General features: G+C 71.1%; 11 protein-coding genes. 9 read left to right on the plus strand and 2 right to left on the minus strand.

Annotation, left to right across the window (positions count from 1 at the left end; genetic code table 11):
* Positions 1-367: 367 nt before the first annotated feature.
* From D466_RS0106395 to D466_RS20820, 8 genes are all read left to right on the plus strand, one after another.
* Positions 368-1,453, plus strand: a complete 1,086-nt coding sequence (locus D466_RS0106395) for a 3-deoxy-7-phosphoheptulonate synthase (protein WP_018912884.1) — start codon at positions 368-370, stop codon at positions 1,451-1,453.
* 189 nt (positions 1,454-1,642) lie between these two features.
* Positions 1,643-1,732: a K(+)-transporting ATPase subunit F gene (gene kdpF, locus D466_RS23175; protein WP_018912886.1), complete on the plus strand. Its 90-nt coding sequence runs from the start codon at positions 1,643-1,645 to the stop codon at positions 1,730-1,732.
* A complete protein-coding gene (kdpA, locus tag D466_RS0106410; RefSeq protein WP_018912887.1) occupies positions 1,732-3,531 on the plus strand; it encodes a potassium-transporting ATPase subunit KdpA in 1,800 nt (599 codons plus the stop codon). The genes kdpF and kdpA overlap by 1 nt, the downstream gene beginning before the upstream one ends.
* A 19-nt stretch (positions 3,532-3,550) precedes the next feature.
* Complete coding sequence (kdpB, locus tag D466_RS0106415) at positions 3,551-5,617, plus strand: potassium-transporting ATPase subunit KdpB (RefSeq protein WP_018912888.1); 2,067 nt, start codon at positions 3,551-3,553, stop codon at positions 5,615-5,617.
* A 13-nt stretch (positions 5,618-5,630) separates the two neighbouring features.
* Entirely contained in the window at positions 5,631-6,221 is a 591-nt protein-coding gene (gene kdpC, locus D466_RS0106420) for a potassium-transporting ATPase subunit KdpC (protein ID WP_018912889.1), read from the plus strand.
* A gap of 76 nt (positions 6,222-6,297) precedes the next feature.
* A complete protein-coding gene (locus tag D466_RS0106425; RefSeq protein WP_018912890.1) occupies positions 6,298-9,078 on the plus strand; it encodes a DUF4118 domain-containing protein in 2,781 nt (926 codons plus the stop codon).
* The gene (locus D466_RS0106430; RefSeq protein ID WP_018912891.1) at positions 9,047-9,730 is read left to right on the plus strand and encodes a response regulator; all 684 of its coding nucleotides are present in this window, start codon (positions 9,047-9,049) and stop codon (positions 9,728-9,730) included. Before D466_RS0106425 ends, D466_RS0106430 begins: the two co-directional genes overlap by 32 nt.
* Positions 9,731-9,769: 39 nt before the next feature.
* Positions 9,770-10,330 carry an NADPH-dependent FMN reductase gene (locus D466_RS20820; protein WP_018912892.1) on the plus strand — a complete coding sequence of 187 codons (561 nt, stop codon included), beginning with the start codon at positions 9,770-9,772 and terminating at the stop codon, positions 10,328-10,330.
* Positions 10,331-10,400: 70 nt separating this feature from the next.
* On the opposite strand, the gene D466_RS0106440 is transcribed toward D466_RS20820, so the two are convergent.
* The gene (locus tag D466_RS0106440) at positions 10,401-11,459 is read right to left on the minus strand and encodes a hypothetical protein (protein WP_018912893.1); all 1,059 of its coding nucleotides are present in this window, start codon (positions 11,457-11,459) and stop codon (positions 10,401-10,403) included.
* A 112-nt stretch (positions 11,460-11,571) separates the two neighbouring features.
* Positions 11,572-11,949: a hypothetical protein gene (locus D466_RS22680; protein WP_018912894.1), complete on the minus strand. Its 378-nt coding sequence runs from the start codon at positions 11,947-11,949 to the stop codon at positions 11,572-11,574.
* A 71-nt stretch (positions 11,950-12,020) separates the two neighbouring features.
* Between D466_RS22680 and D466_RS0106450 the strand changes: the two genes are divergently transcribed.
* The gene (locus D466_RS0106450) at positions 12,021-12,578 is read left to right on the plus strand and encodes a TlpA disulfide reductase family protein (RefSeq protein ID WP_051083693.1); all 558 of its coding nucleotides are present in this window, start codon (positions 12,021-12,023) and stop codon (positions 12,576-12,578) included.
* The last annotated feature ends 146 nt before the right edge of the window (positions 12,579-12,724 follow it).

The raw sequence follows: 12,724 nt of genomic DNA on the forward strand, positions 1-12,724 counted from the left end.
GCTGCTCAAGATCGGCGCGGCCGTCGTGCGCAACACCCGCCGCGTGCGGCTGCTGCTGGCCTCCAGCCATCCCCTCAAGCACGTGTTCCTCAGCGCCGCCCACGCCCTGGCCCCTTGAGCCGCGAAAAGTGCTGTCCCCGGCACGTTGACGAACAACGGGGGTAAGGGGGTACTGCGCCCTGCGTTCGCCAAGACCCGCGCGTCGAGGCTTCAGGCCCTCATCCGCGATGCCACTCGCTTCGTGTTCGATGCCAAACCCGACGTCGATGGCGGCTCATGAAATATCCAGGCTAGCAGGCTGTCCGGTGCCGGCGCGAGGCTGGCACTATCATGCCGCGGCATCGATCGCACCACCTCCGCATCTCCCATGCCCACCCGCATCGCCGACCTGCGCATCGCAGGCGAGGAACTGCTGCCCACGCCCCGTGAACTGCATGCCGCCGTGCCGGCCGGGGAGGCCGAGCAGGCGGTGATCGCGCGCTCGCGCGGCCTGGTGCGCGACATCGTGCACGGGCGCGACGACCGCCTGATGGTGGTCACCGGCCCCTGTTCCATCCACGACGTCGATGCCGCGCTGGAGTACGCGGGGCGTCTGCGCGAGGCCGCGCCGCGGGTGGACGACGCGCTCCTGCTGGTGATGCGGGTGTATTTCGAGAAGCCGCGCACGCGCCTGGGCTGGAAGGGCATGATCTACGACCCGGACCTCGACGGCCGGGGCGACATCCACAAGGGCCTGTTGAAGGCGCGCTCCCTGCTGGTGGCCTGCGCGGGCCTGGGGGTGCCGGCGGCCTCCGAGATCCTGGACCTGGTCACGCCGCAGTACTACGCCGAGCTCCTGTCCTGGGGGGCCATCGGCGCGCGCACCACCGAGAGTCCGCTGCACCGCCAGATGGCCTCGGCCTTGTCGGCGCCGCTGGGTTTCAAGAACCCGACCAGCGGCAAGCTGCAGACGGCGGTGGATGCCATCGTCGTTGCCGCGCAGTCGCACCGCTTTCCGTCCATTTCGCTGGACGGGCGCGCGATCGTGGTGACCACCACGGGCAATCCCGACTGCCACCTGATCCTGCGCGGGGGCGAGTCCGGACCGAACTACTCCGCCGGCAGCGTGGCGGCCGCGGTGCAGGCCTTGCGGGACGCGGGCATCGCCCAGCGCGTGATGATCGACTGCAGCCACGCCAACAGCGGCGGCGACTACCGGCGCCAGGCGCTGGTGGCGGCGGACGTGGCCGCGCAGATCGCCGGCGGCAGCCGCGACATCCTGGGACTGATGCTGGAGAGCCATCTGGTCGAGGGGCGCCAGACCCTCGGCGGCGATCCGGCCTCGCTGTGCTACGGCCAGAGCATCACCGACGGCTGCATCGGCTGGGACGCCACCGTCGGGGTGCTGGAGCAGCTGGCCGACGCGGTGCGCGCCGGGCGCCGGCTGCGCGGCGCGGGCGGCCCGGCGAAATGACGGTTCCTGGCGGGACAGCACACTAGCGCCGAATTTACGCGGCGTTGAGGTCCTCGGTCCTAGGCTTCTCCCAGCGATGCAACGGGAGAGCCGTCGTGGATTTTCTGTACTTGGGACTTGTGCTGCTGGGCTGGGCCGCCATGGTCTGGCTGGTCCGCGGCTGCGAAAAACTGCAGGCGGGCCGCTGACATGAACCCGCTGTACGTGCTGGGCGGGATCGTCGCGTTCCTGCTGCTGGTGTACCTGGTGTATGCGCTGGTGCGCGCGGAGGAGTTCTGATGACTCCGGCGTTCTGGGTTCTGCTGGCCGTGTTGTTCGCGGCCCTGCTGCTCGTCGGCAGGCCGCTGGGCCTGTACATGGCCGCGCTGGCCGAGGGGCGCATGCCCCCGGCGCTGCTCGCGCTGGAGGCCCGTCTGCTGGGCCTGGCCGGCGCGCGGCCCGGCGAGGAGATGGGCTGGGGCGCCTACGCGCGTGCGCTGCTGTTGTTCAACGTGCTCGGGGTGCTGGCGGTCTACGCGCTGCAGCGCCTGCAGGGGGTGCTTCCGCTCAATCCCCAGCATTTCGGGGCGCCGAGCCCCGACTCCGCGTTCAACACCGCCATCAGCTTCGTCACCAACACCAACTGGCAGGGCTACTCGGGCGAGAGCACCATGGGCAACCTGGTGCAGATGGCCGCCCTGGCGGTGCAGAATTTCCTGTCGGCGGCCACCGGCATCGCGGTGGCCTTCGCCATGGTGCGTGGATTCGCGCGGCGCGGCGCCTCGACCATCGGCAACTTCTGGGTGGACCTGCACCGCATCACGAGCTACGTGCTGCTGCCGCTCTCCTTCGTGTTCGCCATCGTGCTGGTCAGCCAGGGCGTGCCGCAGACCTTGCGCGCCGACCGCACGGTCGACCTCATCGCCCCGGTCAGCTTCCAGGTGCCCGGGACCGATGCCCAGGGCCATCCGCTGAGCGACGCCAGGGGGCAGCCGGTGATGGTGGCCTCGCAGGCCGCACGGCAGACCCTGCCGCTGGGACCGGTGGCCTCGCAGGAGGCGATCAAGGAACTCGGGACCAACGGCGGAGGCTTCTACAACGCCAATTCGGCGCATCCCTACGAGAACCCCGACGCGCTGAGCAACGGCCTGGAGATCTTCGCGCTGCTGCTGATCTCGGTCGCGCTGAGTTTCACCTTCGGCCGCATGGTCGGCGACCCGCGCCAGGGCTGGGCGCTGCTGGCGGCGATGGCCATCCTGCTCGGCGGGGCGATGGCCGCGGAGGCGCACTTCGAGCAGCAGGGCAACCCCGCGCTGATCGCGCTGCACGTCGACCAGAAGCCTGGCGCGCTGCAGTCGGGCGGCAGCATGGAGGGCAAGGAGACGCGTTTCGGCATCGCCTCGACCGCGGTGTTCACCGCCGCGACCACCGGTACGTCGACCGGCGCGGTGAATTCGATGCTGGACTCCAACACCCCGCTGGGCGGCCTGGTGCCCATGCTGCTGATCCAGCTCGGCGAGGTGGCCCCCGGGGGCACCGGAACGGGCCTGTACGGCATGCTGCTGGTGGCGCTGATGGCGGTGTTCGTCGGCGGCCTGATGATCGGCCGCACGCCGGAGTACCTGGGCAAGAAGATCGAGTCCTTCGAGATGAAGATGGTCTCGATCGGGCTGCTGGTCTCGCCCCTTCTGGTGGTGCTCGGCACCGCGGTCGCTTCGGTCACCGCGGCCGGCCTGGCCGGCCCGGCCAACCCGGGGGCGCACGGATTCTCGGAAATGCTCTACGCCTTCACGTCGGCGTCGAACAACAACGGCAGCGCCTTCGCCGGGCTGAACGCCAACACGCCCTTCTACAACCTGGGCCTGGGCCTGGCGATGTGGTTCGGCCGTTTCGTGTCCATCGTCGCCGCGCTGGCCATCGCCGGATCGCTGGCGTCGAAAAAGCGCCTGGCCGCGTCCAGCGGAACCATGCCCACGCATGGCGCGCTGTTCGTCAGCCTGCTCCTCGGCACGGTCCTGCTGGTGGCCGCGTTGACCTTCCTGCCGGCGCTGGCGCTGGGGCCCATCGCCGAGCACCTGGCGCTGTGGGCCGGCCATTGATCCGTGACGAGGAACGATGATGACGCGTGAACGCCTTCCCCTGTTCGATGCCGCGCTGCTCGGACCCGCGGTGCTCGATTCGTTTCGCAAGCTCGACCCGCGGGTGCAGTTGCGCAACCCGGTGATGTTCGTGGTCTACGTCGGCAGCCTGCTGACCACGGGGTTGTGGCTGCAGGCGCTGCACGGGCGCGGTGAGGCGCCGGCAGGCTTCATCCTGGCGGTTACCGTGTGGCTGTGGTTTACCGTGCTGTTCGCCAATTTCGCCGAGGCTTTGGCCGAAGGGCGCAGCAAGGCGCAGGCGGCCAGCCTGCGCGGTACCCGCACTGCAACCCAGGCCAGGAGGCTCGCCGAGCCGCGCTACGGCGCTTCGTGGACCCTGGTCGACGGCGACGCGCTGCGCAAGGACGAAGTCGTGGTCGTGCTGGCCCACGAGGTGATTCCCTGCGACGGTGAGGTCATCGAGGGTGCGGCCACCGTCGACGAAAGCGCGATCACCGGCGAGTCGGCCCCGGTGATCCGCGAGTCGGGCGGCGACTTCTCGTCGGTGACCGGCGGCACGACGGTGCTGTCGGACTGGATCGTCGTGCGCTGCACGGCCGATCCCGGCGACTCCTTCCTCGACCGCATGATCGCCCTGGTCGAGGGCGCCAGGCGGCGCAAGACCCCGAACGAGATCGCGCTGAGCATCCTGCTGGTGGCCCTGACCGTGATCCTGCTGGCGGCGACGGTCACGCTGCTGCCCTATTCGATCCATTCGGTCCAGGCGGCCGGAGCGGGCCGGCCCGTGAGCATCACCGTGCTGGTGGCGCTGCTGGTGTGCCTGATCCCCACGACCATCGGCGCCCTGCTGTCGGCCATCGGCGTGGCCGGCATGAGCCGCATGCTGGGAGCCAACGTGGTGGCGACCTCGGGGCGCGCGGTGGAGGCCGCCGGCGACATCGACGTGCTGCTGCTGGACAAGACCGGCACCATCACCCTGGGCAACCGACAGGCCAGCGCCTTCCTGCCGGTGGCGGGCGTGAGCGAGCGCGAGCTGGCCGACGCCGCGCAGCTGGCCTCACTGGCCGACGAAACCCCGGAGGGGCGCAGCATCGTCGTGCTGGCCAAGCAGCGCTTCAACCTGCGCGAACGCGGCCTGGAGTCGCTGCACGCCAGTTTCGTGCCGTTTTCCGCGCAGACCCGCATGAGCGGCGTGGACATCGGCGGCAGGCCCGTGCGCAAGGGCGCGGCGCAGGAGATCGCCGGGTTCGTGCGCGAGCGCGGCGGCCTGCTGCCGCAGGACCTGCAGGAACTGGTCGAGGCCGCGTCGCGCCGCGGCAGCACGCCGCTGGTGGTGGCCGATGACCGGCGGGTGCTCGGCGTGGTCGAGCTCAAGGACATCGTCAAGGACGGCATCAAGGAGCGCTTCGCCCAGTTGCGGCGCATGGGAATCCAGACCGTGATGATCACCGGGGACAACCGGCTCACCGCGGCGGCGATCGCGGCCGAGGCTGGGGTGGACGAGTACCAGGCCGAGGCCACGCCGGAGACCAAGCTGGCGCTGATCCGCAAGTACCAGGCGGAGGGTCGCCTGGTGGCGATGACCGGCGACGGCACCAACGACGCGCCGGCGCTGGCGCAGGCCGACGTCGCGGTGGCGATGAACAGCGGCACGCAGGCGGCGCGCGAAGCCGGCAACATGGTGGACCTGGACTCCAATCCGACCAAGCTGATCGAGGTGGTGGAAATCGGCAAGCAGATGCTGATGACCCGTGGCGCGCTGACCACCTTCAGCATCGCCAACGACCTGGCGAAATATTTCGCCATCCTTCCGGCGATGTTCGTCGGCACCTATCCGCAACTGGGCGCGCTCAACCTCATGCACCTGGCCACCCCGGATTCGGCGATTCTGTCGGCGGTGATCTTCAACGCGCTGATCATCGTGTTCCTGATTCCCCTGGCGCTCAAGGGAGTGCGCTTGCGCGCGCTGTCGGCCTCGGTGCTGCTGCGCAACAACCTGCTGGTCTACGGCGCCGGCGGAATCATTCTTCCCTTCTTCGGCATCAAGGCGATCGACCTGCTGCTGAACGCGCTGCACCTGGTCTGACCCGGAGACTGCCATGCTTCGCATGTTTCGACCCGCGCTGCTTCTGTTCGCAGGCTTCACCCTGCTGACCGGGCTGATCTACCCCTTGCTGGTGACCGCAACGGCCGAGCTCGTGTTTCCGTGGCAGGCCGGCGGCTCGGTGCTCGCGGTGGGCGGCAGGCCCGTCGGCTCGCGGCTGATCGGCCAGTCCTTCTCGGCACCGCGCGACTTCTGGGGACGTCCGTCGGCGACCTCGCCGCAGCCGTACAACGGCCTGGCCTCCGGCGGGTCCAACCTCGGCCCGAGCAATCCCGCGGAACTGGCCGCGGTGAAGGCCAGGGTCGAGGCGCTGCGCGCCGCCGATCCGGCCGAGGCGAATGTCGCCGTGCCGGCCGACCTGGTGACCGCCTCGGGATCGGGGCTCGATCCCGACATCAGCCTGGCGGCGGCGCAGTACCAGGTGGCGCGCATCGCGCAGGCGCGCCACCTGCCGGCAAGCCAGGTGCAGGCCGTCATCGATCGCTTCGCCCGGCACCCCGCGCTGGGTCTGTTCGGCGAGCCGCGCGTGAACGTGCTGGAGCTGAACCTGGCGCTCGACGGCGACGTTCCCGCGCGTGTTCGCTGAGTGCCGGCGCAGGCACAATACGGACAGCGAAAGAGCCTGACCGCGCGCCGCGGCCGCCAAGCACCCGCTCTGCTCGATGACCGACGACGACCGCCCGGACCCGGATGCCCTGCTGCGTGAGGTCGAGCAGCAGGAGCAGCAGGCGCTGCGCGGCCGGCTGAAGATCTTCTTCGGCGCCTCGCCGGGCGTCGGCAAGACCTACGCCATGCTCGGCGCGGCGCGCGAGTTGCGCGCCAAGGGGGTGGACGTGGTGTGCGGCGTGGTGGAGACCCACGGCCGCCAGGAGACGCAGCGCCTGCTCGAAGGCCTGCAGCTGCTGCCGCGTGCGCGCCTGGGCGAGGGCGCCCGCGCCGTGCAGGAGTTCGACCTGGCCGCCGCGCTGCAGCGCCGGCCCGCCGTGCTGCTGGTGGACGAGCTGGCGCACAGCAACGCCCCGGGCAGCCGCCACCCCAAGCGCTGGCAGGACGTCGAGGAACTGCTGGCCGCCGGCATCGACGTGTACACCACGCTCAACGTGCAGCACCTGGACAGCGTCAGCCACATCGTCGCCAGCATCGCCGAGGTGCCGGTGCGCGAGACCGTGCCGGACAGCCTGTTCCAGCAGGCCGACGATGTCGTGCTGGTGGATCTTCCGCCCGACGAACTGCTGCAGCGCCTGCGCGAGGGCAAGGTCTACGTCGCCGCGCAGGCGGCGCGCGCGCTGAGGAATTTCTTTCGCAAGGGCAATCTGCTGGCGCTGCGCCAGCTTGCGCTGCGCCTGACCGCCGAGCGGGTCGACAGCCAGATGCGCAGCTACCGCAGCACCCAGGTGGGCGGCGCGGTGTGGAGCGCGTCCGAGGCCCTGCTGGTCTGCGTGGGGCCCGACAACGGGCCCGGCCTGGTACGCGCCGCCGCGCGCCTGGCCGAGGCGCTGCACGCGCGCTGGCACGTGGTCTACGCCGAGACGCCGCCGCTGCAGCAGCTGGCCGAGGCACGACGCGCGGCCATTCTCAAGCTGCTGCAGCTTGGCCGCGACCTCGGCGCGCACAGCGCGGTGCTGGCGGGGCAGCAGGCCGCGGCCGAGGTGCTGGCCTATGCGCGCACGCACAACCTCAACCGCGTGCTCATGGCCCGCCATCGCCGGCGCAGCTGGTGGCGGGAACTGCGGCACGGCTCCTTCGCGCGCGCGCTGGGCGCCCTGGCGCCGGATCTGGATCTCATCCTGCTGGCGCCCGAGTCCGACGCGGGGCAGCCCGTGGCGGAGCCGGCGGGCGGCGTGGGCGAGGCGGCGCCCCTGCCGTGGCGGGACTACGCCTGGTCGCTGGCCGGCAGCGCCGCGGTGACCCTGCTGGCCAGCCCGCTGCTGGGCTATTTCGATCTGTCGAACATGGTCATGCTGTTCCTGGCGGGAGTGGTGCTCACCGCCTGGCGCCTGGGACGCGGGCCGGCGGTGCTGGCGGCCTTCGTCAACGTGCTGGCCTTCGACTTCTTCTACGTGCCCCCGCGCTTCACCTTCGGCGTCAGCGACGTGCAGTACCTGTTCACCTTCAGCGTCATGCTGGGCGTGGGCCTGCTCATCGGCCACCTCACCTCGGGGCTGCGCTACCAGGTGCGGGTGGCCAAGCTGCGCGAAGGCCGCGCGCGCGACCTGTACGCCCTTTCGCGCGACCTGTCCGGCGCGCTCACCGTGGAGCAGGTGGTGGACTTCGGGCTGGGTTCCGTGCGCAACGGATTTCGCGCGCGCGCCGCGCTGCTGCTGCTGGGCAAGGACGAGAAGCTCTACCCGGCCGACTCGCCCGACCCCGCGGGGCCGATCGACGACGTGGACACCGACCTCGCCCGCTGGTGCCTGGAGCATGAGGAGCCGGCGGGGATCGGCACCAACACCCTGCCCGCGCTCGGCTTGCTGTATCTGCCGCTGAAGGCTCCGATGCGGGTGCGCGGCGTGCTGGTCGTGGCCCCCAGCCTGCAGCGCAACGTGCTGGTGCCCGAGCAGCGCAGGCTGCTCGACACCATCGCCACGCAGATCGCCATCGCGCTGGAGCGCGTGCACTTCGTCGAGGTCGCGCAGGAGACCCTGGTGGCGATGGAGGCCGAACGCCTGCGCAATTCGGTGCTGTCCGCGCTGTCGCACGACCTGCGCACGCCACTGACCTCGCTGATCGGTGCCGCCGACCTGTTGCGCATGCGCGCCGCGAGCGAGGCACCGACGCTGCAGGCGCAGGCGGATTCCATCGGCAAGCAGTCGCGGCGCGTGGCCAGGATGGTGGAGGACATGCTGGAGATGGCCAGGTTGCAGTCCGGCAGGGTGAGGCTGCGCAAGGACTGGCAGTCGCTGGAGGAACTGCTCGGCAGCGCCTTGCGCGAGCTGGACGAGGAACAGCTCGCGCAGCACCCGCTGAGCCTGGACCTGCCCGCGGATCTTCCGCTGATCCAGGTCGACGCCCAACTCATCGAGCGGGTATTCGTCAACCTGCTGGACAATGCCTTGAAGTACACCCCGGCCGGGACCCGCATCGGGGTCAGCGCGCGCGCGCTGGGGCGCGTGCTGCGCGTGAGCGTGTGGGACGAGGGGCCGGGACTGCCGCGGGGGCGCGAGCAGGAGCTGTTCGACAAGTTCGCGCGAGGCCAGTCGGAGTCGCCGGTGCCCGGCGTGGGCCTGGGGCTGGCGATCTGCCGCTCGGTGATCGAGGCGCACGGCGGAAGCATCGGCGCGCTCAACCGGCCCGAAGGCGGAGCCGGCTTCAGCTTCGAGCTGCCCTTGCGGGCCTCGCCCGAGCTGGCGAGCGAGCAGGCGGACGAGCCGGCTGACGACGGGCCGGACCAGACGGCGGAGGACATCGCGCATGACCAGCCAGCCGCTGATCCTCGTGGTTGAGGACGAGGCCGGGATCCGGCGCTTCGTGCGCTCGGCGCTGGAGGCCGAGGCGTACCGCGTGCACGAGGCCGAGCAATGCGGGAGGGGACTCCTCGATGCCGCGGCGCGCCGGCCGGACCTCGTCCTGCTCGACCTGGGCCTGCCCGACGCCGACGGCATGGTGTTCCTGCGCGAGTTCCGCGCCTGGAGCCAGGCGCCGGTGATCGTGCTGTCGGCGCGCAAAGAGGAGGCCGCGAAGGTGTCCGCGCTCGACCTGGGGGCCGACGACTACCTGACCAAGCCCTTCGGGGTCGCCGAACTGCTCGCGAGGGTCCGGGCCGCGCTGCGCCGGCGCAAGACCGGCGAGCATGGCAGCGTGCTGCGTTTCGGCGAGGTGGTGCTCGACATGGGCAAGAGATCGGTGGAGAAGGCTGGAGCCCCGGTCCACCTGACCCTGATGGAGTACCGCCTGCTCGAACTGCTGGCGCGCAACGCGGGAGGGCTGCTCACCCACCGGCGCCTGCTGCAGGAGCTCTGGGGCCCCAATGCGCTGGACAACCCGCACTACCTTCGGGTGTACATGGGGCGCCTCCGGCACAAGCTGGAGGATCAGCCGGCTCGGCCCCGGCATCTGCTGACGGAGAGCGGCGCCGGGTACAGGCTGGTATTGTGAGGGTCGATTCGTTCCAGCTCCCCGCACACGGGCTCTCCCATGCACATCCTCGCGATTCCCGGCAGCCTGCGGGCGGCCTCGATCAACGCCGCGTTCTGCCGCGCGGCGGCCCGGCTGGCGCCGGCCGGGACTCCGGTCACGGTGTACGCCGGGCTGGGGCATCTGCCCTTGTTCAACCCGGACTTGGAGCCCGACGCGCCCGAGCCGGCGCGGCGCTGGCGCCTGGCGGTGCAGGGCGCCGACGCCCTGCTGATCGCCAGCCCCGAATATGCGCACGGCGTGTCCGGAGTGATGAAGAACGCATTGGACTGGCTGGTCGCCGACGAGGCCTTCGTGGGCAAGCCGGTGGCGCTGGTCAACACCTCGCCGCGCGCGCATCACGCCCACGAGGCCATGCTCGAGACCCTGCGCACGATGTCCGCCCGCGTGCTCGAGAGCGCATCGCTGAACATTCAACTGCTCGCCACCTGCACCACCGAGGACGCCATGCTGGCCTGCCCGGACACCTCGGCGCGCATCCGCCGCATCGTGGCCGCCGTGCGCGAGGAACTGCGCGACCCGGCCGCGCCGGGTGCGCGCTCTCCCTTCGCCGCCACCTGATGCGAGGCCGCCGGTCTGCGCCGCGGGTGGCGGCATCGAGCCGCGGCCGCGCGGGGAGCCCTGGAAAACACTAGAAGGCACGGCTGATGCCGGCGCTGGCCGTCCAGCGCGGGAACAGCTGGTAGCCCTGCAAGTTGCTGTAGGCCGGCAGTTGCACGAAGCCGTAGGCGACGACTCCGGGAGCCAGCACCACGCTGGCGCCCGGGCTGAGGTAGAGCACGGTTCCTGCCGTGTCGGCGGTGTCGGCCAGCGCGCCCTGGTCGGCGCTCTTGTGGCTCAGGTTGAGCTGCAACTGCGGCACCCAGTCGGGATTCCTTTCGTAGCGCAGGCCGACGCTGAGGTTCTCCTGGTTGCCCGGCCGGAAGTCCTGCCCCGGCTGGTCGAGCCGGTGCTGCACCGAGGCCTGGAACTGCGCGCTGGCGAAGGCGTCGAAGTTCTGGCTCACGGCCTGGTAGTAGTACGCGCCGACGATCAGGTCGGTGCTTCCGTTGCCGGCCTGCAGGCTGGTGTCGAGCAGGTTGCCTGGCGAGGGCTGCCGCGCGTTCGGGCCGCTGGAGAAGGCCGCCGGGTCGTGCCCGGCCACGCCGGTTCCCGCGGCGTCGGGCCCGCCGTAGGCGCCGGTGGGCAGTTTCACGCCGAGCTGCAGGCCCAGCGCATGCGTGGGCAGCAGCCCCTGCCAGGCGGCGAGCAGCTTGATGTCGCCGACGCCGTGGACCGTGGCCGAGCTGAGATCCTGCGAGGACAGCGGGTTGGAGGCCGTACCGTAGGTCGTGTGGCTGCGGTCGATTTCCGGCACGAGCAGGCTGAGGGTCCAGTTTGCGTTCGGGCTGTAGGCCAGGCCCAGGGTCCAGTAGCGGTTGATGGTGCGACCCTCGACTTCCTGCGTGCCGCCGGCGTCGTTGATTGCGGCTACCTGGGAAGCCGATACGGCCGAGGTGCCGGAGCGCAGCCGCCTCTGGTCGATGAAGTCGTATTGCAGGCTGATGCGCCATCCGGCCGAGGCCGAATAGCCCATGGCTGCGTCGGAGGAGAGGGCGCAGCCACAGGTGGCGCAGGCGAAGGCGGATGCGGGGACGAGCGCGGCGCACAGCGCCAGCAGTCGCGCCAGGGGGCGGATTGCGCAAGGCATGAGAGGACTTCCCGTGGCAGGGCGGCGCTGTCCGCGACGGGGCGGGGCGCTCGCCATGCATGTGATGGCTGGAGCCGCGCGCGGGCCTGGCGGCGCCGCGGGCGGCAAGGTGTCAAAGCCGTGTCGGGAAACCCGGTGGCGCGCGCGGTGGCGGGCGCCAGGCGAAGGCAAGCGCGGCGCGGGCGTCGCGTGCCGGCGTGGGCGGGACGCCCGTCTTGCCTGCGACCGCGAAACCCCGTGGGGAAGCGGCGGGCAGCGCGAGCGCCAGCGCGCTCGCGGCAACCTGCGCATGGCCGCTGAAGCGCAGCACGATGCGCCGCGGCGCGGGGGTGCCGGGCGAAGCCGGCGCCTGCGTCGTGCAGAAGGGCACGCTCACCGCAAGCGCACGCGGCTGCGCCCACGCCGCCAGCGGCGTGCAGGCGTAGGCGGCCAGCAGCATCCATACGAGGAGGCCGCGGCTGGAACGACGCAGGCGCGCGAGGGCGGTCATGGGGCAGGGGAGCAATCGTGATGCATGATACGGGCCGAGGAACCCCGGCCAGGCTTGCGCAACCACGCCCCATGACTCCGCATCCGCTCCATGAAGGATCTGCCACCTTGGTCGCGCGGCGCGAGTCGTTGCGGCGCGCGCTGGCCTGGCTGCTGCTCGGCGCGGTCGCGCCGGGGGCGCGCGCGGACGAGGCCTTGCGGGTCGGCGCCCCGGCGCCGCCGTTGGTGCTGCACAGCCTGGATGGGCGCAGCATCGCGACCCGCGAGCTGCTCGGCAAGGTGGTGATCGCGACCTTCTGGGCCACCTGGTGCGGGCCCTGCCGCGAGGAACTGCCGCTGCTCTCGGCCTTTCACGAGCGGCACCGGCGCCAGGGTCTCGAAGTGCTGGGCTTCAGCCTGGACACGCCGGACGCCCTGCCGGCCGTGCGCGAGGTGGCTGCCGGGCTGGGTTTTCCGGTCGGGCTTCTGGGCAGCGCCTACGCGGGGGCCTACGGGCGCGTATGGCGCATTCCGGTGAGCTTCACCATCGACCGCCGGGGCCTGCTGGCCGACGACGGCTGGAACGATGCGCAGCCGTCGTGGACCACCGAACGCCTGCGGCGCATCGTGCTGCCCTTGCTGCGCGCTTGATGCCGACTTGCGCGGCCCCCTGTGACCCCGCATGCGCGGCCTGTCGCGCGCCACCGCAGTTGAGGTGCGTCAAGCTCGATCCCGCGTCTTCGCGCCTACAGTGAGTCTCGTGCTTGGCGGGCTTGGGTGCGGCGCGTCGTGCGCCG

This window comes from Thiomonas sp. FB-6 (assembly GCF_000377645.1).
In the GTDB taxonomy this organism is placed as follows: Bacteria; Pseudomonadota; Gammaproteobacteria; order Burkholderiales; family Burkholderiaceae_C; genus Thiomonas_A.

Excerpts from the sequence above, each read along its gene's own strand:
- D466_RS22680 (WP_018912894.1), bottom strand. The coding sequence starts at position 11,949 with ATGACCGCCCTCGCGCGCCTGCGTCGTTCCAGCCGCGGCCTCCTCGTA.
- D466_RS20820 (WP_018912892.1), top strand. The coding sequence starts at position 9,770 with ATGCACATCCTCGCGATTCCCGGCAGCCTGCGGGCGGCCTCGATCAAC.
- D466_RS0106440 (WP_018912893.1), bottom strand. The coding sequence starts at position 11,459 with ATGCCTTGCGCAATCCGCCCCCTGGCGCGACTGCTGGCGCTGTGCGCC.
- D466_RS0106425 (WP_018912890.1), top strand. The coding sequence starts at position 6,298 with ATGACCGACGACGACCGCCCGGACCCGGATGCCCTGCTGCGTGAGGTC.
- D466_RS0106450 (WP_051083693.1), top strand. The coding sequence starts at position 12,021 with ATGACTCCGCATCCGCTCCATGAAGGATCTGCCACCTTGGTCGCGCGG.
- D466_RS0106430 (WP_018912891.1), top strand. The coding sequence starts at position 9,047 with ATGACCAGCCAGCCGCTGATCCTCGTGGTTGAGGACGAGGCCGGGATC.
- kdpF (WP_018912886.1), top strand. The coding sequence starts at position 1,643 with ATGAACCCGCTGTACGTGCTGGGCGGGATCGTCGCGTTCCTGCTGCTG.
- kdpA (WP_018912887.1), top strand. The coding sequence starts at position 1,732 with ATGACTCCGGCGTTCTGGGTTCTGCTGGCCGTGTTGTTCGCGGCCCTG.
- kdpB (WP_018912888.1), top strand. The coding sequence starts at position 3,551 with ATGACGCGTGAACGCCTTCCCCTGTTCGATGCCGCGCTGCTCGGACCC.
- kdpC (WP_018912889.1), top strand. The coding sequence starts at position 5,631 with ATGCTTCGCATGTTTCGACCCGCGCTGCTTCTGTTCGCAGGCTTCACC.
- D466_RS0106395 (WP_018912884.1), top strand. The coding sequence starts at position 368 with ATGCCCACCCGCATCGCCGACCTGCGCATCGCAGGCGAGGAACTGCTG.